A 21,689-nucleotide genomic window follows, 5' to 3' on the forward strand; every position below is an offset into this window, starting at 1 on the left:
ACGGGGGCGGGGCCGCGAGGCTCCGCCCTTTTTTTTCGGGGAGCGGGGCGGGCCGGACCGGCCCCCGCCCTGGCGGCGGGATATTTTCCCGTGGCATCCCGCGCCCATTCGGTTCATAAGGCGCGCCGGGCCGCCCGGAGGCGGGCGCCCGGACCCGCGGGCATGCGGGCATGACTGAGGCTGCGCCGAGCGCGATCCTGCCGGATGAACGGCCAGGCCGCGTGGCGGCGTTTCCGGCCACATGGTGCGTTCCGCGGGAACCCTCGCGGCCATCCATGCCGCCCGAGACGCCGGAAGCCACCGGGACGCTGTCCCGGGGGCGAGATCGGTCCGGCACTGGCCATCCCGCATCGCCCTTTCGGCATTGCCGCGCCGGCCACCGCGCCGCGCGGCGCGACGCAGGGCCCGCCATCGTGAAGGCGGGCCGCGATGCAAGGACGATCCATGTTCGAAAACTACTTCCGCAAGGACATCGCCTGGGGCGGCAAGACCCTGACGCTGGAGACCGGCAAGGTCGCGCGGCAGGCGGATGGCGCCGTGATGGCGCGCCTCGGCGACACCATCGTGCTGTGCACGGTGGTCGGTGCCCGTAGCGTGAAGCCGGGGCAGGACTTCTTCCCGCTCACCGTGAACTATCAGGAGAAGGCCTTCGCCGCCGGCAAGATCCCCGGCGGCTTCTTCAAGCGCGAGGGGCGCCCGTCGGAGAGCGAGACGCTGATCTCGCGCCTGATCGACCGGCCGATCCGCCCGCTCTTCCCCGAGGGCTTCCGCAACGAGGTGCAGGTCATCGCGACGGTGCTGTCGCATGACATGGAGAACAACCCCGACATCGTCGCCATGGTCGGCTGCTCCGCCGCGCTGACGCTGTCGGGCATCCCGTTCTTCGGCCCCGTCGGCGCCGCCCGCGTCGGGCTGATCGAGGGCGCCTATGTCCTCAACCCGACGCTCGAGCAGATGAAGACCTCCAAGCTCGACCTGGTGCTGGCCGGCACCGCCGAGGGCGTGCTGATGGTCGAGTCCGAGGCGCAGGAGCTGTCCGAGGACGACATGCTGGGCGCCGTGAACTTCGGCCACCAGGGCTTCCAGCCGGTGATCGAGGGCATCATCGAGCTGGCCGAGCGCGCCGCCAAGGAGCCGTGGGACCTGCCGGAGGAATCCGCCGAGACCGTCGCGCTCAAGGCGAAGCTGGCCGAGCTGGGCCGCGTCTCGATCGCCGAGGCCTACAAGGAGACCCAGAAGCTCGTCCGCTACGGCAAGGTGGGCGAGGCCAAGAAGGCGATCCTGGCGCAGCTCAGCGAGGACGAGGCCGCGCAGGCCAAGGGCCTGCTGAAGGAGCTGGAGGCGGACGTGGTCCGCAACGCCATCCTCGACACCGGCATCCGCATCGACGGCCGCGACACCAGGACCGTGCGCCCGATCGTGGCCGAGGTCGGCGTGCTGCCGCGCGCGCATGGCTCGGCGCTGTTCACCCGTGGCGAGACCCAGGCGCTCTGCGTCGCGACCCTGGGCACCGGGCAGGATGAGCAGATCATCGACCAGCTCGCGGGCGAGTACCGCGAGAACTTCATGCTGCACTACAACTTCCCGCCCTACTCGGTGAACGAGACGGGCCGGATGGGCAGCCCCGGCCGCCGCGAGATCGGCCATGGCAAGCTCGCTTGGCGCGCCATCCGCCCGCTGCTGCCGGAGAAGTCGACCTTCCCCTACACGATGCGCGTCGTGTCGGAGATCACGGAGTCGAACGGCTCCTCCTCGATGGCCACCGTCTGCGGCACCTCGCTGTCGCTGATGGATGCCGGCGTGCCGCTGAAGCGCCCCTGCGCCGGCATCGCCATGGGCCTGATCAAGGAGGAGAAGGGCTTCGCCGTCCTCTCCGACATCCTGGGCGACGAGGACCACCTCGGCGACATGGACTTCAAGGTGGCCGGCACGGAGGAGGGCATCACCTCCCTCCAGATGGACATCAAGATCACCTCGATCACGCCCGAGATCATGCGGATCGCGCTGGAGCAGGCCAAGGGCGGCCGGCTGCACATCCTGGGCGAGATGGCGAAGGGCCTGACCGGCGCCCGCACCGATGTCGCCTCCAACGCGCCCAAGATCACCATCATCAACGTGCCGAAGGACAAGATCCGTGAGGTCATCGGCACCGGCGGCAAGGTGATCCGCGACATCGTCGAAACCACCGGCACCAAGATCGACATCGAGGATGACGGCACGATCAAGATCGCGTCGACCAGCCCCGAGGCGACCCAGGCGGCGATCGACCGCATCCGCGGCATCACCGCCGAGCCCGAGGTGGGCCAGATCTACAACGGCACCGTGGTGAAGACCGCCGATTTCGGCGCCTTCGTGAACTTCCTCGGCGCCAAGGACGGGCTGGTGCACATCTCCGAGCTGGCCAACGAGCGCGTCAGCAAGACCACCGACATCGTCAAGCAGGGCGACAAGGTGAAGGTGAAGGTGCTGGGCTTCGACGACCGCGGCAAGGTGAAGCTGTCCATGCGGGTTGTCGATCAGGCCAGCGGTGCCGATATCACCGAGCAGGTCGGCGCCCGCCGTCCCCGCGAGGGTGGCGAGGGCGGCGACGCCGGCGAGCGCGGCGAGCGCGAGCCCCGTGGCGAGCGGCGCGAGCGGCGCCCCCGCCGCGATCACGCGGCCGACTGAGGCTTCGGTCCGGCTGGACGTGGCGGTGGCCTTCCCTCGGGAGGGGCCGCCACGCTCACATCACATTTCCAAAAATTACCGGGCCGGCCCTCGGAATACGTGCGGCCGGCCTTAAATGACGCTATCGTGAAATTCGTTTCTGGGACGGTAGAACTGCGGTGAAGGCAATCAACGCGATCCGTATGGGCGGTGTGGACGTGCTTCCGCTGGTGGAGGGGGGCAAGGGCGTGGCCGTGTCCACCGGTGCCTCCTGCGGGGAATGGGCGGGCGCCGGCGGCGTCGGCACCTTCTCGGGCGTCAACGCCGACAGCTATGACGCGGACGGCCATGTCATCCGGCAGGTCTATCACGGCCGCACCCGGCGGGACCGTCACGAGGAGCTGGTCGCCTACGGCATCGCCGGCGGCATCGCCCAGGCGCGCGAGGCCCATGAGCGGGCCGGCGGCCAGGGCCGGGTCCATATCAACGTGCTCTGGGAGATGGGCGGCGCCGAGCGGGTGCTGCGCGGTGTCCTGGAAGGCGCGCGGGGCCTGATCAACGGCATCACCTGCGGCGCCGGCATGCCCTATCGCCTGGCCGAGATCGCCCGCGAGTTCAACACCTTCTACTACCCCATCGTCTCCTCCGGCCGGGCCTTCACGGCGCTGTGGAAGCGCAGCTACAGCAAGGTCTCCGAGCTGCTGGGCGGCGTGGTCTATGAGGACCCCTGGCTGGCGGGCGGGCACAACGGCCTGTCCAATTCCGAGGACCCGAACCGCCCCGAGGCGCCCTATGAGCGCGTCCGCAAGCTGCGCGAGCAGATGCGCCAGTTCGGCCTGGGCGATGTGCCGATCATCATGGCCGGCGGCGTCTGGTGGCTGGAGGAGTGGGAGGACTGGATCGACAATCCCGAGCTCGGGCCGGTCGCCTTCCAGTTCGGCACCCGGCCGCTGCTCACCCGCGAATCCCCGATCAGCGAGGCCTGGAAGCAGCGGCTGCTGACCCTGAAGCCCGGCGACGTGCTGCTGCAGCCCTTCTCGCCGACCGGCTTCTATTCCTCGGCGGTGCGCAACGACTTCCTGCGGGATCTCGAGGCCCGCAACGAGCGGCAGGTGGCGATCAGCCCCGAGCCGGTGGGCGAGCACACCGCCGAATACGGTGTCGGGCCGCGCAAGCGGCTGGTCTGGCTGGCGCCGGGCGATCTGGAGCGCGTGCACCACTGGGAGGCCCAGGGCTATACCGAGGCGCTGCGCACGCCCGACAACACGCTGGTCTTCGTCACGCCCGAGAACTCGCGCGAGATCCTGAAGGACCAGACGGACTGCATGGGCTGCCTGTCCCATTGCCGCTTCTCCAACTGGACGCAGCATGGCCCGGACTACAACAACGGCAAGCGCGCCGACCCGCGCAGCTTCTGCATCCAGAAGACGCTGCAGGACATCGCGCATGATGGCGCGGTGGAGCACAACCTGATGTTCGCCGGCCACAATGCCTACCGCTTCGGCCAGGACCCGTTCTACTCCAACGGCTTCATCCCGACAGTGCGGCAGCTGGTCGAGCGGATCATGTCGGGGCGCTGAGGCGGCCCCGGCCGGAGAGCAGAAAGGGGGGAAGGTCCGCCGGGCCTTCCCCCTTTTTCATGCCGGCTCCTTGATGCCGGCTTAGGGGCGCGCCGCGTAATCCGTCAGCCACATGGTGTGGTTGGCCGAGCTGGCCCAGGAATCGAAGTTCCTCACCAGGCGCAGCCGCGGATGGTCGGCCCAGCTGCCGTCCGCCATCTCCTCCAGGAGCGGCATGGCGAGGCCCAGCGGATCCGCGCGCAGCCCCAGGCGCCGCGTCCAGCCGGTGTGGTGCCGGGCGAAGTCCAGCATGCCCTCCTCCAGCTCCCGCGCCATCGCCTGGATGCCGTCGGTGGGCGCGCGGCCGGGATCCTCCACCGCCACCACGCCCCCGGCATCATCCCTGTAGCCGATCACCGGGTCATGCGGCGCCGAGAAGAAGAACTCCGCCGCGACGCGGTTGGCGTGGATGGCCGCCAGCATCCCGGGCGGCACGCTGTCCGGGCCGACCAGGGACTCCATCGGCATGAGGGCACGGCGCCGGCGGGCATCCTCGCTGTCCGCCAGGCAGAAGTAGTAGCCGGTCACATCCAGCGGCATGAGGCCGCGCAGCGCCGCGACGAAGGCCTCCTGCGTGGTACCGTTCCAGCCGACATCGACCAGCGCGACACGCTGCCCCGGCCGCAGGCCCAGCTCCAGGAGGTGGCGCAGCAGGCCGCGCCGGTTGCGGCGGGCGATCTTCAGGATCTCCCAGCGCCAGGCCTTGAGCAGGCCGCGCATCGGCTCCGGCTGGTCGTGCCGGAACCGCGTCTCCGGCCCCAGGCCGAGATCGCGCAGGACGCTGGCGCCCGGCGCCGGCACGTCGATCCGCGCCAGCAGCTCGGCCGGCGAGAGGCCGTCGGCGCCGGAGAGGAGGAAGGGCAGGTGGCTCTCGAAATTGGCCGGGGTCATGGCCGCCAGGGTGAAGGCGACCCGCGAGCCCAGCAGATAGGAGGACGGCGGCAGCTCCTCTGGCCGCACCTGCTCCGCCATCCGCCGCAGGATGTGACCGTCGCGGGAGACGAAAAGGATGTGCTCGATGCCGTCGCGTCGCGCCGCGCCGGCGATCCAGTCGAGGAAACCGAGCGCGGCGGGCCCGCCCTTCTGGAAGCCCAGCTCCCGGAGGCTGCCGGGAGGCACCTCCTGCTGGTGGTTGCGGATCAGCGCGCGGGCCAGGGAGGCGGCGGGCGAGATGCCCTTGCACCGCGGCGGCAGCCGGGGCTCGCGGTAGTGGAAGGCGACCAGTCCCCGCTCCCGCGCCTTGCCGATATCCGAGGCGGCATTGTCGCCGATGTGCAGGATCCGCTCCTTCGGCACGCCGGTCTCGGCGGAGAGCAGGTCGAACAGGGCGCCGAAGTCGCGCTTTGTGCAGTCGCGGTCGGCGGAGATGAAAAGCGGCACCTCGGGCAGCCCGTGCCGCCGCATCAGGGCGGTGAACCAGGGCGCGCGCAGGTACATGTCGGAGGTGACGACGACCGGCTTGCCCTGCGCCAGCGCCGCGCGGAACACCGCGATCATCTCCGGATTGGGCAGGGTGATCTCCTGCTCCAGCACATATTCCGCGTCGCGGATGGCGGCGGCGTCGGGCAGGCCGTCGAAGCAGCGGTAGATGCCGTCGAGGTCGATCTCGCCGCGCTTCTCCTGCTGCATGACCCGGAAGGCGCCCGCCTGCGCCGCCCGCCGGCGGGCGCGGAACTCGGCGATGCCCTGGCTCTCGCCCAGGATGTCGAAGGCGTCCTCGGCATCGGCCAGGGGCCGGATGAAGAGCGTGTCGAAGAAGTCGAAGGAGACCAGCCCAGCGGCCTCGATCAGCGCCGGCAGATCTCGCAGATGCTCCGGCCAGGCGGCGGGGAGGGGGTCCTGCTGCGCGGGCGGGCGCGCCGCGAGAGGCGCCTCGCTCATGCCGGCACCGCGAAATGCACGTTCTCGGGATGCAGGTTCGGATTGTGGAAGGGGTCGTGCATCAGCATGTCCGGATGGGCGGCATAGAGGCGGTAGCGGTCGGCATCGAGGCGGGCGCGGCGCTCGGGCACCTCGTGGTCCTGCCCGCGGCTCAGCGATTCATGGTGCAGCAGGTGCACCGACGGGCAGACCACGTGATAAAGCCCCTGCTTCAGCAGACGGAAGCAGAGATCGACATCGTTGTAGGAGACGGGAAACGTCTCGTCGAAGCCGCCGGCCGCCTCGAACTTGCCGCGCTCGATCATCATGCAGGCCCCCGTCACGGCGACCCAGTTGTACTCGAGCAGGTTGCGCATGAAGTTGCCGAAGGCATCGGCGGTCTCGCCATGCAGGGCATGGCAGGGGCCGCAGGCGAGGTTGATCAGGCCGGAATGCTGGACCCGCCGGGTCTCCGGGTAGAGGAGCTTGGCGCCGACCGCGGCGATGTGGCTTTGCTGCGCGTATCCCGCCATCCGCTCCAGACCGTCCGGCGTCAGCAGCTCGGTGTCGTCGTTCAGGAACAGCAGGATCTCGCCCCGCGCCGCGCGCGCGCCGATGTTGTTGAGCTCGGAGTAATTGAAGGGCGCGTCGTGCCGGATCACCCGCGTCCCGTCCCGCTGCTCCAGCGCCTTCAGGATGCCCAGGGTCTCCGCCTGGTCGGAGCCGTTGTCGAGAATGATGAACTCGAAGTTCCGCCAGCTGCTGGTGGCGTCGATGGAATCGACGCAGCGGCGCAGCACCGCGCCATTGTTGCGGCTCGGGATGATGATCGAGATCAGCGGATTGCCGCGGACGTCGTAGCGGGCGCGGAAATAGCCGAACATCTGCTCGACGGGCTCCATCCGGCCCGGCGTGCCGCGGCGCTGCATGGCGGCCTCGCGGCAGCGCTGGCCCGCCAGGACGGCATAGGGCTTGGCGGAGATGTCCGCCGCGACCGAGCTCGGGATGATGCGCCAGTGATAGAGGACCTTGGGGATGTGGGCGATGCGCCGCGCGCGCTCCGTGACCCGCAGGATCAGGTCCCAGTCCTGGCTGCCGTCGAACTCGGAGTTGAGCGGCCCCACCTCGCGCAGCAGGCTGCGGCGCACGCAGCTCACATGGCAGGTGAACATGGTGCTCATCATCGTGTCGGGCGACCAGTCCGGCTTGAAGAAGGGCTGGCAGAAGCGGCCCTGCTCGTCGATCTTGTCCTCGTCGCTGTAGAGGAAATCGGGATCGTCCTGCGCGATGCGGAGCGCCAGCTCCCAGAGGCAGTCCTCGGTCAGCTCGTCGTCATGGTCGAGGAAGACGACATAATCGCCCTTGGCCTGCTCGATCGCCGCGTTGGTGGCGCCGGAGATCCCGCTGTTCTTCTCCAGCAGCATGACGTGGTAGCGCGGATCGTCGAGGCCGCGCAGGAAGTCGCGCGTCTCCGCCTTCGGGCTGGCGTCATCGGCCAGGATGAGGGTCCAGTCCGGATACCATTGCGCCTTCACGGAGGCGAGCAGGCGCGAGAGCAGGTCGGTCGTGGTGTTGTAGGTCGGCACCACGATCGAGAAGTGCGGCCGGCGCGGCAGCGCGGCGAGGCGCCGGTCGAGATCCGGCGGCGGGGCCGGCGGCACATAGATATAGCCGCCATCCTGCGCCTCCAGGGCATAGCGCCCGTTGCGGTAGGCCATGCGGTCGGGGCCGCTGTCCGGCGGCGCGGGATGGAAGGCCAGGTGGGCGGGCGCGGCGGCGGCCGGGGCCAGCGCCATGAGCGGCGCGGGCGCGGCCTCCTGCGTGGTTTCCGGGGGGATCTCCAGTGCCGCCGCCGGCGCCACGGGCGTGGACAGCAGGTTCGCCGCCAGGAGCTCGCGGCGCGCCTTCAGGAAGGCCAGGCGCTGCGGCATGCGGTGCGGCGTCGCCGCCCACCAGGTCGCCTTGGCGAAGCGCCGCAGCGTCAGACGCAGGGGTTGCGGCATCCGCGTCAGCCCCTCCCGCAGCGGGCCGGTCAGGCGCCACAGGGTGCTCTGCCGCAGCTCCGCGAGGCTCTGCTCGGATTGCGAGACCTGCGCCATCACGGCGGCGAAGGCCGATTGCAGGTCGGCTTGCATGGCCTCGCGCTCGGCCAGGGCCTGGCGCAGCTCCTGCAGGGTCCGGTGCTGCTCCTCGGCCTGTTCGCGCAGCTCGGCGGCCTGGCGCTCCAGCCGGGACGCCTCGTCCCGCGCCAGGGCCAGGGCGGCTCCGCTGTCCTGGTTCGCCGCGCGCAGGGCCTCGATCTCGGCCTGGCTGGCGGCCTGCTGCGCCGAGAGATCAGCGGCCCAGCGCTCGGCCTGGGCCTGCGCCGTGGCCGTCCAGTGCTCGGCCTGCGCCCGCAGCGCGGCCTGCTCGGCGGCCAGGCTGTCCCGCAGCCGCTCCGTCTCGCCGCGAAGCTGCTCCGCCTCGGCCTGCTGCGCCGCGAGGCTGCGCCGCAGCTGGTCGGCCTCGGCCTGGGCGGCCAGGCGGTGGGCCTGGTGCGCGGCGGCCTGGGTCGCTTCCGCCGCCTGGGCCTGGCCGAGCTGCCGGCGCGTGACTTCCAGCTGGAACTGATGGGTGGCGCCATGACCCAGATGGGCATAGGCAGCGCGGATGGCGCTCACCTCCTCCGGCGAGGCGCCCAGCAGGGCGCGCAGGCCGTCCGGAACCTCGGGGCCGACCGCCAGCACGCCGAGGCCGTGCCCGTGCAGGAACTCGAAGTTCGGATGCTGCTGCGACAGGTCCTCCCAGAAGCGCCAGACACCGAAGTTGCGCTCGCGCACATTGGTGTCGTGGAACAGCACCACCGCCCGGCGCGACAGTTTCGGCCGCCAGGACTCGAAGTCCTCCCTCACATCCTCGAAGGTGTGGCGGCCGTCGATATGCAGCAGATCGATGCTGCCATCGGCGAAATAGGGCAGCGCCTGATCGAAGCGGCAGCGCAGCAGGCGGGTGAAGCCGGCATAGTGGCGCTCCACCGTGGCGGAAAGCTCGGCATGGACCTCGCCACCATAGAAGCCGGCATGCTCGTCACCCTCCCAGGTGTCCACCGCGTAGCAGGCGGTGGGCAGGCCGAGCCGTTGCACCGCCTGGCAGAAGGTCAGGAAGGAGTAGCCGTTGTGCGTGCCGAGCTCCACCAGGCTGCGCGGTTGCAGCGCCTCGACGAGCCAGAAGGCGAAAGGGGCATGCTCGAGCCAGGCGGATTCCACCACATGCAGGGGCGACCAGAAGGAGGCGGGGCTGAAGCAGTGCGGCAGGGATGTCGGGGCCGGACCGGCCGGAAGGGCGCCGGGCGCCGGGACGCGTGGCAGAGCAGTGCTCGACATTCCTATCCTCTCACCGGGACGAAACAGGCTCGACGCCCATCATCCGATTGCGGGCATCGCGATGACGACTGACCTGCGGCCGGCCGGACAGGCCCCTGGCCAGCGCGCCGCGCCAGCTCCGCAACAGGGCAGGACGTCCTCTCCAGCCCGTCTGTCATTGGCAGATCGCATAAGGGAAAGCTACCGTCGCGGAGCCTTCCCGCCGCTCACGGCACCGTCAACAGCCCCACCACCGCCCCCGTCATGCAGCAGGCGAGGTTGGCCGCCACCAGCGAGGGCCAGGCCAGCGCCAGGATGTCGCCCCGCCGCTCGGGGCACATCCCCGTCATGCCGGCCAGCATGATGCCGAGGGAGGCGAAGTTGCTGAAGCCGCAGAGCGCGTAGGTCAGGATCAGCCGGCTGCGATCGTCCAGCCCCAGCCCGCCCGAGGTGGCGAGCTGCAGATAGGCGACGAACTCGTTCAGCACGACCTTGAGCCCGAGCGATCCGGCGACGGTCGCCAGATGCTCGCCGGGAATGCCCATCAGCCAGGCCAGTGGCCGGAACAGCAGGCCGAACAGCGCCTGCAGCGACCAGCCGGTCAGCGGTTGCAGGATCATGTCGGCCAGCGTTACCAGCGCGACGAAGACGATCAGGCTGGCCATCACGCCGAGCAGCAGGGAGAGCCCGTCCGCCGTGCCGCGCACCAGGGCCTCCATGGAACTGTCATAGAGGCGGGGCGCATGGGCCTCCTCCGCGGCGGGCGGCGCGCCGGAGCCGGAATCGGTGCCTGCCCGGGGCGGGCGCATCAACGCGCCGGCCAGAACGCTGGCGGGGGCGCTGATCAGGCTCGCCACCAGGAGCTGGCCCGCCGCGTCCGGCACCACCGGCGCGAGCAGCGTCGCGTAGACCACCATCATGTTGCCGGCGATGGTGGCGAGCCCCGCGGTCATGACGATCATCATCTCGGCGGTGGAGAGCCGCGCCAGCCAGGGGCGGATCAGCAGCGGTGCCTCGACCATGCCGACGAAGACATTGGCGGCGACCGAGAAGCCGCAGGCGCCGGACAGGCCGAAGGCGCGGCGCAGCACCGCCGAGATGCCCCGCACCAGCAGGGGCAGGATGCGCCAGTGGTAGAGCAGGGCGGAGAGCGCGCCCACCACCAGGATCAGCGGCAGGGCCTGGAAGAACAGGATGAAGCTGGCCCCCGGCCGGATCTCGGCATAGGGCAGGGGGGCGCCGCCGAGATAGCCGAAGACCAGCGCGGTGCCGGCCTGGGTCGCCCGGTTCAGCGCCGTCACCGCCTCGCCCAGCGCGGCGAAGGCGGCGCGCAGCGGCGGCAGGTGCAGAAGCATCGCCGCCAGCGCCACCTGCAGCGCCAGCCCGGCCAGCAGGATGCGCCAGGGGACCGGGCGGCGGAAGCCGCCCAGGGCCCAGGCCAGGGCCGCGAGGCCGAGCAGCCCGAGGCCCGACTGCAGTTGCAGCCCGCTCACGCGCCGAGCGCCGCTTGCGGCAGCGTCTCCCCCCGGGGGGTCTCCTCCTCCACCTCGACGGCCTCGATCCGCGCCCCGGCGCGCAGGATCTTGTCGGTGGTGATGTCGATCTGGCGGATGTCGTCCTGCGCCTGGTTGAAATGCGCCTTCAGACGGCCGACGCGCTCGTTCAGCCGGGTGAGGTCAACCATCAGCTTCGCCACCTCCTCCTGAATGCGCCCCGCCTGGGCCCGCATCCGGACATCCTGCATCAGCGCCCGCATGGCGGAGAGCATGGCCCAGAGCGTGGTGGGCGAGGCGACATAGACCCGGCGCCGCTGCGCCTCGTCCACCAGCGCCGCGAAGCCGGTGTGCAGCTCGGCGAAGACCGCCTCGGAGGGGACGAAGAGGATCGCCGCCTCCGCCGTCTCGCCGGGGATCAGGTACTTGCGGGCGATGTCGTCCACATGGCGGCGCATGTCGGCGCTGAACTGCCGGGCGGCGACGGCGCGGCCCGGGGCGTCCTCCGCCTCGCGCAGCGCGGTCCAGGCCTCCAGCGGAAACTTGCTGTCCACCGCGACCGGGCCGGGCGGGTAGGGCAGGCGGATCAGGCAGTCGCATCGCGCGCCGGTCGAGAGGGTGTGCTGCCAGGAGAAGCCATCCGGCGGCAGGCGGTCCTCGATCAGCTGCCGCAGCTGCATCTCGCCGAAGGCCCCGCGCGACTGCTTGTTGCCCAGGATGGCGGTCAGGCTGTTCACCTGCCCGCCCAGCGCCTCCACGTTCTGCCGCGCCGCGTCGATGACGGCGAGCCGCTCCTGGATCTGCCCGGCCGTCTCCTGCGCCTGACGGGCCTGCTCCGAGAGGTTGCGCGCCAGCTTCTCGTTCTGCGCCGCCAGCGCCGCGTCCATCCGCTCGTTCTGCGCCGCCAGGGCGCGGTGGACGGCCAGGTTGGCGGCGGCGAGCTTCTCGTTCTGCGCCGTCAGCGCCTGGGCCAGGCGGTGCGTGGTCTCCTCCAGCCGCTCGCCCAGCATCCGGTCCTGCTGCGCCAGGCGCTCGGCGGTCATGCCGGCCAGCCGTTCCTGCGTGCCGGCCAGGGCCTCCAGCTTGCCGGCCAGCAGCATGAAGCCCTCCGCGGCCGGGGCCGCCGTGGGGCGCCGCAGCGCCACCGCCAGGAGACCCAGGGTGATCAGCACGGCGAGACAGGCCAGGGGCAGCAACCAATCGGGCATGAGCGACTCCGTGACGCGCCCATCCTAGAGCGCTTTGCCGCGCCGGGGACGGGGGAAACGGGCTATAGCCTTGTTTCGCCCAAGGATTCCCACCCGCGGCCGGACGGGTGGTCCGGCTTGACGATATCTCTCTGATGAGAGATTTTCTCATCCATGAGAGATGTCGAGGCGCCCGATCCCTTTGAGGCCCGCATCGCCTCCCGGCTGGGGCAGTTGCGCGCGGCACGCGGCCTGTCGCTGGACCAGCTGGCGGAGCGGAGCGGCATCAGCCGCGCCACCCTGTCACGACTGGAGCGGGGCGAGGCCAGCCCGACCGCCGCCATGCTGGGCCGGCTCTGCGCCGTCCATGGCCTGACCCTGTCGCGGCTGATGGCCGAGGTGGAGGAGGCCGCGCCCGACCTCCTCCCCGCCGCCGCGCAGCCGCGCTGGACCGATCCCGAGACCGGCTTCCGCCGCCGCGCCGTCTCGCCGCCCGGGCCGGGCCTGCGCGGCGAGTTGCTGGAAGGCCTGCTGCCGCCGGGTGCCGCCATCGCCTATGCCGCCCCGCCCCTGGCGGGGCTGGAGCATCACCTCTGGCTGCTGGAGGGTGCGCTGGAGCTGACGATCGGGCCGGTGACGCACCGCCTCTCCCCCGGCGATTGCCTGCGCTACCGCCTGCACGGCCCGAACCGCTTCCACTGCCCGGCCGGAGGCGCCGCCGCGCGCTACGTCCTGGCCATCTGCCAGCCCTGAAGGAGCCGCCGCCATGATCGAGGAACTGACCGCCGGGACCCTGCCCGCGGCCCTGCCCGGCCTCGCCGGGCTGCTGGTCGCCTGCGTTGAGGCCGGGGCCAGCATCGGCTTCCTCCCGCCGATGCGGCCGGCCGAGGCGGCGGCCTACTGGGATGGGCTCGCCGGCGCCCTCGCCACGGGCGAGCGGCGGATGCTCCTGGCACGGGATGGGCGGGGCGCCGTGACCGGCACCGCCTCGCTGGTCCTGGCCGGCCTGCCGAACGGCCGGCACCGCGCCGAGGTGGCGAAGGTGATGGTGCATCCCGCGGCCCGGCGGCAGGGCGTCGGCCGGGCGCTGATGCTGCGGCTGGAGGCGCTGGCCCGCGAGGAGGGGCGCGACCTGCTGGTGCTGGACACCAAGAGCGGCGAGGCGGCGGAACGGCTCTATCGCGCGCTGGGCTGGATCGCCGTCGGCCAGGTGCCCGGCTATGCGCTGGAGCCCGGGGGGCGGTGCGCCACCACCTTCATGTACCGCGCCCTCGGCGGAGCGCCGCCGGACGTGGGGCTGGTTGGCAAGGGTTAAAAATATGCAACCCGGCCACCGGGGCGACGTTGACCGCCCATAAGAACCTGAAAGGAAACATGGGCTTATGCGCCAGATCATTCTCGCCGCCAGCTTCGCCATGGCCCTGCCCGGGCTGGCCTTCGCGCAGAGCGGCGGCATGCGGATCGAAGAAGGCCAGATCCGCGCCAAGCAGCTGATGGACCGCGATGTCTACAGCACCGACAACAAGGAGATCGGCGAGGTCGAGGACCTGGTGATCGACACCGCGAGCGGGCGCATCGTCACCACCGTGGTGGAGGTCGAGGGCCGGCTCGGCATGACGGACAAGTATGTCTCGGTGCCGTTGAACAGGCTCAGCCTCAAGCCCGGCGAGCGGCGCGTGACGATCGACATGACCGAGGAGCAGGTGAAGAGCCTGCCGGGCATCGACTACCGCGACTGAGGGCGCGGCCGGGAGGGGGGGGGACTCCTCTCCCGGCCGACTTGTCCGGTTCCGCCGCTCAGTGGCGGAAGTGGCGCATGCCGGTCAGCACCATGGCGAGGCCGGCCTCGTCCGCCGCCGCGATCACCTCGTTGTCGCGGATCGAGCCGCCCGGCTGGATCACCGCCGTGGCGCCGGCCGCCGCCGCCGCCTGCAGCCCGTCCGCGAAGGGGAAGAAGGCGTCGGAGGCGACCACCGAGCCATGCGCCAGCGGCGCCTCCAGCCCGGCCGCCTTGGCCGCCTCGGCTGATTTCCAGGCGGCGATGCGCGCCGAATCCACCCGGCTCATCTGCCCGGCGCCGACGCCCACCGTGGCGCCGCCGCGGGCATAGACGATGGCGTTCGACTTCACGTGCTTGCAGACGCGGAAGGCGAAGATCAGATCGGCCATCTCCTGCTCCGTCGGCGCCCGCTTCGTCACCACCTTCAGCCCTTCGGGCGCCACGCGGCCGGCATCGCGCGACTGCGCCAGGAAGCCGCCCGAGACGGAGCGCAGCAGGCGGCCCGGCGCCGCCGGGTCGGGCAGGCCGCCGGTCAGCAGCAGGCGCAGGTTCTTCTTGCGGGCGAAGATGGCCCGCGCCGCCTCATCCGCGTCCGGCGCCACCACCACCTCGGTGAAGATGGCCGAGATGCGCTCCGCCGCCGCGGCGTCGAGCCTGCGATTGGCGGCGACGATGCCGCCGAAGGCCGAGACCGGGTCGCAGCGCAGCGCCAGCTCCCAGGCGCCGGCGAGATCGGCGCCCTCGGCCACGCCGCAGGGATTGGCGTGCTTGACGATGACGATGGCCGGCCGCTCGAACTCGGCGACGCATTCGAAGGCGGCGTCCGTGTCGTTCAGGTTGTTGTAGGACAGCTCCTTGCCCTGCACCTGCTCGGCGGTGGCGATGCCGGGGCGGTTCGAGCCGTCGGTGTAGAAGGCGGCGCGCTGGTGCGGGTTCTCGCCGTAGCGCAGCGTCTGCCGCAGCACCCCGGCGGCGGCCAGGCGCGGCGGGAACTCCTGGCCGAGCCCCTCGGCGAACCAGGCGGAGATGGCGGCGTCATAGGCCGCCGTGCGGGCGAAGGCGGCGGCGGCGAGGCGGCGGCGGGTGGCCAGGCCGGGGCCGCCCTGCCGCTCGATCTCGGCCTGCACCTCGGCCATCTGCTCCGGCGCCGTGATGACGGTGACATCGGCATGGTTCTTGGCCGCCGCGCGGGTCAGGGCCGGGCCGCCGATGTCGATCTCCTCGACCGTCTCGCCATGGGAGGCGCCCTTCGCGACGGTGGCCTCGAAGGGGTAGAGGTTGGAGACCAGCAGGTCGATCGGCGCGATGCCGTGCTGCGCCATCTGCGCCACATGACCCGCATCGTCGCGGCGGCCGAGCAGGCCGCCATGGATCTGCGGCACCAGGGTCTTGACCCGGCCGTCCAGGATCTCGGGGAAGCCGGTGTGGTCGGAGACGTCCTTCACCGGCAGTCCGGCCTCGCGCAGCAGGCGCGCGGTGCCGCCGGTCGAGAGGATCTCCACGCCCTTGCCGGCGAGGAAGCGGGCGAAATCCAGCAGCCCGGTCTTGTCATGCACCGAGATCAGGGCGCGGCGGATGGTCACGATATCGGCCATGGGGGGCGAACCTTTCCGGCAGTCACAGCATCGGGCGCGGGATAGACCCTTGGCGCGCAAGGCTCAACCGGGAGCGGCGCGGGGCTGGGGTGCGTCAGCGGGGCCAGTGAGGGCGTCGCCCTGCGCCTTTCCTCAATGCGCCACGCCCCAGTTCGGCCCGAACCCGATCTCGGCCTTCAACGGCACGCGCAGCTGGGCGACGCCTTCCATCACCTGCCGCACCACCGCGGAGGTCGCCTCCACCTCCGCCTCCGGCACCTCGAAGAGCAACTCGTCATGCACCTGCAGCAGCATCCGCGCGGCGAGGCCCGCCTCGCGCAGCGCCAGCGGCATGCGCACCATGGCGCGCTTGATGATCTCGGCCGCGCCCCCCTGGAAGGGAGCGTTGATGGCGGCGCGCTCGGCATTGCCGCGCCGCGCCTGTTCGCGCGCCTGGATGCCGTCGATCCAGAGCCGGCGGCCGAAGGGCGTCTCGACATAGCCGCGCTCGCGCGCCTCGGATTTCAGCCGCTCCATCTCCTCCAGGATGCCGGGGTAGCGGGTGAAATAGGCCTCGATGATGCCGCGCGCCTCGCCCGGCCCGATGCCGAGCCGCGCCGCCAGGCCGAAGGCCGACATGCCGTAGATGATGCCGAAGTTGATCGTCTTGGCCCGGCGCCGCGCCTCCCGGTCCACCTTCGCGGGGTCGAGGTTGAAGATGTCGGCGGCGGTGCGGCTGTGGATGTCCTCGCCGCGCTCGAAGGCCTCGCGCAGCGAGGGCACGTCGGCCAGATGGGCCAGCAGCCGCAGCTCGATCTGCGAATAGTCGGCGGCCAGCAGCACATGCCCCGGCTCGGCGACGAAGGCGCGGCGGATGCGCGCCCCCTCCTCGGTGCGGATCGGGATGTTCTGCAGGTTGGGCTCGGTCGAGGAGAGCCGGCCGGTGGAGGTGACGGCCATGGAGAAATCGGTGTGGACGCGGCCGTCGCGCTTGTCGATCTGCGCCGCCAGCCCCTCGACATAGGTGGATTTCAGCTTGGCGAGCTGGCGCCAGTGGAGCACCCGGCGCGGCAGTTCATGGCCGCGCGCGGCGAGATCCTCCAGCACGGCGGCATCCGTCCCCCAGGCGCCGGCCTTGCCGCGCTTGCCGCCGGGCAGGCCCATCTCGTCGAACAGGATCTCGCCCAGCTGCTTCGGGGAGCCGACATTGAAGGGCTTGCCGGCGAGGCCATGGATCTCCTGCTCCAGCGTCACCATGCGCTGGCCGAAATCCTCGCCGATGCGGGCCAGCTCGGCGCCGTCCACCCGGATGCCGGCGACCTCCATCTCGCGCAGCACGCCGACCATGCGGCGCTCCACCTGCTCATAGAGCGCCAGGGCCCGGTTCGGCAGCAGGCGCGGCCGCAGCGCGTGCCAGAGCCTGAGCGTGACATCGGCATCCTCGGCGGCATAGGCCGTCGCCTTGTCGAGCGCCACCTGGCTGAAGGGAATCCGGGCGCGGCCCGTGCCGGTCACCTCGTCGAAGGACACCGGGCGGTGGCCGAGATGGCGCAGCGACAGCTCGTCCATGCCGTGCCCGTGCCGGCCGGCATCCATGCTGTAGGAGATCAGCATGGTGTCATCGACCGGATCGAGGGTGAGGGCGCCGTGCTCGGGCCGGCCCAGCACCTCCAGATCGTACTTGGCGTTGTGCAGGATCTTGAGGATGGCGGGATCGGCCAGCAGCGGCCGCAGCGCCTCGACCACCGCCTCCTGCGTCATCTGCGCCGGCGCCTCGGGCGCGGCCTGCAGCATGTCCCCGGTGCCCGGCGGCGGGCCGTGGCGCAACGGGATGTAGCAGGCGCGGCCCGGCGCCACGGCCAGCGAGAGGCCCACCAGATTGGCCCGCAGCGCGTCCAGCGCATCGGTCTCGGTGTCGATCGCCAGCAGGCCGCCGGCCCGCGCCGCTTCCAGGTAGGGGGCGAGGCCCGCCGCGTCGGTCACCGTCTCGTAGGGGCCGAAGGGCGCGGCATCGGCGGCGGGGGTGATCTCGGTGGTGGCGCCCGGCGCCGGCTCCGGCAGTTGCGGCACGAAGCGCGGCCGGCTGACCGGCGCGCTCTCCGGCGCCGCGTCGCCGTCCAGCCCCATGCGGTGCAGCAGCGAGCGGAAACCCTGCTCGCGCAGGAAGCCGGCCAGCCGGCCCGGCTCCGGCGGGCGGGCCAGCAGGTCGTCGATCGGGCGCGGCAGCGGCGCCGCGGCATCGAGCTGCACCAGCCGGCGGCTGATCCGCGCCAGCTCGGCATGCGCGATCAGCGCCTCGCGCCGCTTCGGCTGCCTGATCTGCGGCGCCGCGGCCAGCAGCCCCTCCAGGTCGCCATACTCGGTGATCAGCGCCGCGGCGGTCTTGATGCCGATGCCGGGCACGCCGGGCACGTTGTCGGTGCTGTCGCCGGCCAGCGCCTGCACGTCCACCACCTTCTCCGGCGGGACACCGAACTTCTCCAGCACGTCCGGCTCGCGGATCGGCTTCTGCTTGATCGGGTCCAGCAGCTGCACGCCGGGACGGACGAGCTGCATCAGGTCCTTGTCGGAGGAGACGATCGTCACCTGCCCGCCCAGCGCCTCGAAGCCGCGGGCATAGGCGGCGATGAGGTCATCCGCCTCGTAGTTCTCCAACTCGATGCAGGCGACGCCATAGGCCGCCGTGGCCTCGCGGATCAGGGCGAACTGCGGCACCAGCTCCGGCGGCGCCTCGGGCCGGTGCGCCTTGTACTGGTCGTAGATCTGGTTGCGGAAGGTGACGCGGGAGGCGTCGAAGACCACCGCGATATGCGTGCTGGCATGGCGGGTCAGGAACTGGCCCAGCATGTTGGTGAAGCCGAAGACGGCGTTCACCGGCACCCCGTCCGGCCGCGTCATCGGCGGCAGGGCGTGGAAGGCGCGGAAGATGTAGCCCGAGCCGTCGACCAGGATCAGGTGCGGCTCGGCCTCCTTCGGGGCCTCGGCCAGGATCCCGGACGGGACGGTTCCTTCCGCGCCGGCCATCAGTGGTGCCCGTCGTCGCCCGCGCCCTCGGCCAGGACATAGGTCCGGGAGCAGTAGGGGCAGGTGACCTGCCGGTCCTCGATGCGGAGATAGACGGTCGGGTGGCCAAGCGCCCCGCCGCCATTGTTGCAGGCGACGACGCGGGACTGCACCTCGGTCAGGTCCTCGGGGGTCACGCCGGGCAGCAGCATCGGGGCATAGCCGGTCAGGTTCGCGTCACGCATGGCAAGGGGGTTCCATCCGGAAGGCTGGCAAGGTGGGCGGACCATAGGGCCTCGGGCGGCGGCATGCCAGCGGGGGCGGGACCGTCCCCTGAAGACCGCTTCCGAGGCCGGCCGGCGGCGGGGGGGCCGCATCGCACCCTCGCGGTTGGCGGCGGGACTCGATACGAATAGTCCGGGCCGGACGCGGCGGCATCCCGGCAAGGCGGAGAGGGGCGGAGGGGAAAGATGCAGCAGGATCGCGACGCGGCCTTCATGGGCCTCGCCCTGGCGCAGTCGGAACGGGCCGCCGCGCGCGGCCAGACGCCCTTCGGCGCGGTGGTGGTGGACCCGGAGGGCGCGCCGGGCGGCCTGGTGGTGGGCGAGGGCCACAACCAGGTGCGCGCCGACCGCGATCCCTCGGCGCATAGCGAGGTGATGGCCCTCCGCGCCGCCTGGAGGCGGCTCGGCAGCGCGGCGGCCCTGCGGCGCTGCACGCTCTACACCAATTGCGAGCCCTGCCTGATGTGCAGCACCGTGATCGCCCAGTTCGGCATTCCGCGCGTGGTGGTGGCGGCGCGCGCCAGCGACGTGCCGGGCTCCCGCCCGGTGCTGGGCCTCGGCCTGCCGGGGGTGGCGGCGTGGCAGAACCGGCAGCCGGACTGGCCGGCGGTCGAGGTGGTGCAGGACCTGCGGCGCGAGGAGGCGGTCCGCATCATCCGGGCCTTTCCCTGGGAGGCGCCCTGGGACGCGGCCTGACGCCGGCGGCGCCGGCGCGGCGTGCCGGCCGGTATCGCCCTGCGGGCGGGCGAAGGGCATGGGGGGTTTCCTGGACCGGTGCTTCCGCCCGGTTTCAGGCCGTGCCCGCATCCCGCGGCCCGGGAAAGCGGTGAAACGCGGCGCCCCCGATTGACCCTGCCCCGTGGCTGGGAAAGGCTTCCCTTTCCGCCCAGATGGAGAATGCCCGATGGCCCGCACGCTGATCCGCGCCTCGCACATCATCGCCTGCCAGGATGGCGGGCACCGCCATCTGAAGGACGGGGTGGTGGTGGTCGAGGACGACAAGATCCTGCATGTCGGCCGCGACTTCGACGGGACCGTGGACCAGACCATCGACGCCGCCGGCAAGGTGGTGACGCCCGGCTTCATCAACACCCACGCGCATCTGTCGGAGAGCCCGCTCGACAAGAGCTTCGTCGAGGATCGCGGCCCGCGGCAGTTCTACCTCTCCGGCCTGTTCGAGTTCCTCTCGGCGCGCGATGGCGCCATCACCGAGGAGGCGCGCCGCGCCTGCATCGCCTATTCCATGCCCGAGCTGCTGCGCACCGGCACGACGACCATCATGGAGATCGGCCGGCATGGCGACGTGGTGGCCGAGCACGCGGCGCGCTGCGGCATCCGCGCCTATATCGGCCAGGGCTACCGCTCCGGCCGGTGGTACACCAACAACGGCCGCACCGTGGACTACGAGTGGACCGAGGATGACGGCGTCGGCGCCATGGATGCCGCGATCGACTTCATCGAGCGCGTGGACGGGCGCGAGGGCGGCCGCATCAAGGGCTTCCTGACGCCGATGCAGATCGACACCTGCTCCGAGGCGCTGCTGCGCCGCTCGGCCGAGGCGTCGAAGGCCATGGGCGTGCCGCTGGCGCTGCATGTCAGCCAGTCCGTGCCCGAATTCCACGAGATGACGCGCCGCCATGGCTGCACGCCGATCGAGTGGCTGCAGAGGATCGACTTCCTGTCCGAGCGCTGCATCCTCGGCCATTGCATCATTCCGGGCGAGAGCAGCTGGGCCAACTACCAGGCCGACGATATCGGCATCCTGGCCGACACGGGCGCCAATGTCGCGCATGCGGTGTGGGTGTTCGCGCGGCGCGGCATCGCCATGGAGAGCTTCGCCCGCTACCAGGCGCGCGGCGTCAACATGACCATCGCGACCGACACCTGCCCGCAGAGCATGATCGAGGCGATGCGCTGGACCTCGGTGGTCAGCAAGATCGTCGACCGGCGCACCCAGGTCGCCACGGCGGCGGACGTGTTCAACGCCGCGACCCTGAACGGCGCCAGGGCGCTCGGCCGCGACGACCTCGGCCGCATCGCGCCCGGCGCCAAGGCCGACCTGCTGATCTGGGGCGGCGAGTCGCTGTTCATGACGCCGCTGCGCGACCCGATCCGCAACATCGTCTTCTCGGCCACCGCCGAGGATCTGGAGACCTCCATCATCGACGGCCGCGTGGTGATGCAGGACCAGGTGGTGCCGGGCTACGATCCGGTGGAACTCGGGCGCGCGGTGCAGAAGGGCGCCGAGGCGATGTGGGCGGGCATGAAGTCGCGCGACTGGGCCGGGCGCGACATCGAGCAGCTCTCGCCCTCCTCCTTCCCCGCCTTCAAGGGCTGAGGCGGGGCCGGGCGGGGGACGGCGCGCGCGCTGGCCCCGCCCGGGAAGCCTGGCTGTCAGAAGCCCTGGCCGTCAAAGGGTGACCTCGCCCTCCTCCGTGCCGTCCCAGTAGGTGATGCGGGTGGCATGGACCTTGACGATCAGGAGGCCCGGCGTCTCGATACCCTGCTCGAACCAGCGGTCCAGCTCCTTGGTCCAATGAGCCTCGAAGGCGCCCTTGTCCCGGATCAGCTCGGCCTTCCCCTCGACCGCGATGAAGAGCGGCCGCTGCCCGAGCATGCCCTTGCTGCCGGTGAAGGAGAGGGCGACCTTCGGGTCACGCTCGATATCCTCGACCGTGTGCGTCGTCTCCAGGGTGAAGAAGTACGAATCGCCCTCGTATTCGACATCGCCGTTGTTGCTCATCGGTCGGCCGGCGATGTCGCCGCTCGCGGCGTGGGTCGAAAGCATGCAGAAGTCGATGCTGCGCATCGACTTCGACAGCTCGGACAGGGTCATCTGGCGCATCGGCATTCTCCCAGGGGGTATCCGGATGCCGAACGCATGGCCGCCGCTTCCGGTTGA

Annotated in this window: 15 protein-coding genes; 7 read left to right on the forward strand and 8 right to left on the reverse strand. The window is 71.2% G+C overall.

The window, feature by feature from the left end; translation table 11 throughout:
* Nucleotides 1-444 precede the first annotated feature (444 nt).
* Both pnp and D9598_RS03540 read left to right on the forward strand, forming a co-directional pair.
* On the forward strand, nt 445-2,667 hold the full coding sequence (gene pnp / locus D9598_RS03535; protein ID WP_198365038.1) for a polyribonucleotide nucleotidyltransferase: 2,223 nt from the start codon (nt 445-447) through the stop codon (nt 2,665-2,667).
* Nucleotides 2,668-2,825: 158 nt separating this feature from the next.
* On the forward strand, nt 2,826-4,226 hold the full coding sequence (locus tag D9598_RS03540) for a nitronate monooxygenase (RefSeq protein WP_198365039.1): 1,401 nt from the start codon (nt 2,826-2,828) through the stop codon (nt 4,224-4,226).
* A gap of 81 nt (nt 4,227-4,307) precedes the next feature.
* Here the strand turns inward: D9598_RS03540 and D9598_RS03545 are convergent, their stop codons facing one another.
* The 4 genes from D9598_RS03545 to D9598_RS03560 form a co-directional block, all read right to left on the reverse strand.
* Nucleotides 4,308-6,146 (reverse strand): hydrolase, encoded by a 1,839-nt coding sequence (locus D9598_RS03545; RefSeq protein WP_198365040.1) that lies wholly within the window; start codon nt 6,144-6,146, stop codon nt 4,308-4,310.
* Nucleotides 6,143-9,487 (reverse strand): glycosyltransferase, encoded by a 3,345-nt coding sequence (locus D9598_RS03550; protein WP_198365041.1) that lies wholly within the window; start codon nt 9,485-9,487, stop codon nt 6,143-6,145. The genes D9598_RS03545 and D9598_RS03550 overlap by 4 nt, the downstream gene beginning before the upstream one ends.
* Before the next feature lie 206 nt (nt 9,488-9,693).
* The gene (locus D9598_RS03555; protein ID WP_198365042.1) at nt 9,694-10,959 is read right to left on the reverse strand and encodes a nucleoside transporter C-terminal domain-containing protein; all 1,266 of its coding nucleotides are present in this window, start codon (nt 10,957-10,959) and stop codon (nt 9,694-9,696) included.
* On the reverse strand, nt 10,956-12,167 hold the full coding sequence (locus tag D9598_RS03560; RefSeq protein WP_198365043.1) for a DNA recombination protein RmuC: 1,212 nt from the start codon (nt 12,165-12,167) through the stop codon (nt 10,956-10,958). The genes D9598_RS03555 and D9598_RS03560 overlap by 4 nt, the downstream gene beginning before the upstream one ends.
* A gap of 153 nt (nt 12,168-12,320) precedes the next feature.
* Between D9598_RS03560 and D9598_RS03565 the strand changes: the two genes are divergently transcribed.
* From D9598_RS03565 to D9598_RS03575, 3 genes are all read left to right on the forward strand, one after another.
* Complete coding sequence (locus D9598_RS03565) at nt 12,321-12,899, forward strand: helix-turn-helix domain-containing protein (protein ID WP_198365044.1); 579 nt, start codon at nt 12,321-12,323, stop codon at nt 12,897-12,899.
* Between the two features lie 13 nt (nt 12,900-12,912).
* Nucleotides 12,913-13,461 carry a GNAT family N-acetyltransferase gene (locus tag D9598_RS03570; RefSeq protein ID WP_198365045.1) on the forward strand — a complete coding sequence of 183 codons (549 nt, stop codon included), beginning with the start codon at nt 12,913-12,915 and terminating at the stop codon, nt 13,459-13,461.
* A 67-nt stretch (nt 13,462-13,528) separates the two neighbouring features.
* Nucleotides 13,529-13,885 (forward strand): PRC-barrel domain-containing protein, encoded by a 357-nt coding sequence (locus tag D9598_RS03575; RefSeq protein ID WP_198365046.1) that lies wholly within the window; start codon nt 13,529-13,531, stop codon nt 13,883-13,885.
* Nucleotides 13,886-13,943: 58 nt separating this feature from the next.
* Here D9598_RS03575 and purH read toward each other — a convergent pair whose 3' ends face one another.
* The 3 genes from purH to D9598_RS03590 form a co-directional block, all read right to left on the reverse strand.
* Complete coding sequence (purH, locus tag D9598_RS03580) at nt 13,944-15,521, reverse strand: bifunctional phosphoribosylaminoimidazolecarboxamide formyltransferase/IMP cyclohydrolase (RefSeq protein WP_198365047.1); 1,578 nt, start codon at nt 15,519-15,521, stop codon at nt 13,944-13,946.
* Between the two features lie 132 nt (nt 15,522-15,653).
* Nucleotides 15,654-18,524 (reverse strand): DNA polymerase I, encoded by a 2,871-nt coding sequence (gene polA, locus D9598_RS03585; protein WP_198365048.1) that lies wholly within the window; start codon nt 18,522-18,524, stop codon nt 15,654-15,656.
* Nucleotides 18,524-18,748, reverse strand: coding sequence for a zinc-finger domain-containing protein (locus D9598_RS03590; RefSeq protein WP_198365049.1), 225 nt, complete (start codon nt 18,746-18,748; stop codon nt 18,524-18,526). Before D9598_RS03590 ends, polA begins: the two co-directional genes overlap by 1 nt.
* Nucleotides 18,749-18,973: 225 nt before the next feature.
* Between D9598_RS03590 and D9598_RS03595 the strand changes: the two genes are divergently transcribed.
* Nucleotides 18,974-19,483, forward strand: a complete 510-nt coding sequence (locus tag D9598_RS03595; protein WP_304621595.1) for a nucleoside deaminase — start codon at nt 18,974-18,976, stop codon at nt 19,481-19,483.
* A 208-nt stretch (nt 19,484-19,691) separates the two neighbouring features.
* Nucleotides 19,692-21,125, forward strand: a complete 1,434-nt coding sequence (locus D9598_RS03600; protein ID WP_198365050.1) for a chlorohydrolase family protein — start codon at nt 19,692-19,694, stop codon at nt 21,123-21,125.
* Between the two features lie 72 nt (nt 21,126-21,197).
* Here D9598_RS03600 and D9598_RS03605 read toward each other — a convergent pair whose 3' ends face one another.
* Nucleotides 21,198-21,632 carry a pyridoxamine 5'-phosphate oxidase family protein gene (locus D9598_RS03605; RefSeq protein ID WP_198365051.1) on the reverse strand — a complete coding sequence of 145 codons (435 nt, stop codon included), beginning with the start codon at nt 21,630-21,632 and terminating at the stop codon, nt 21,198-21,200.
* Between the last annotated feature and the right edge of the window lie 57 nt (nt 21,633-21,689).

The sequence above is a fragment of the Roseomonas sp. KE0001 genome (assembly GCF_016107285.1).
Lineage (GTDB): Bacteria > Pseudomonadota > Alphaproteobacteria > Acetobacterales > Acetobacteraceae > Pseudoroseomonas.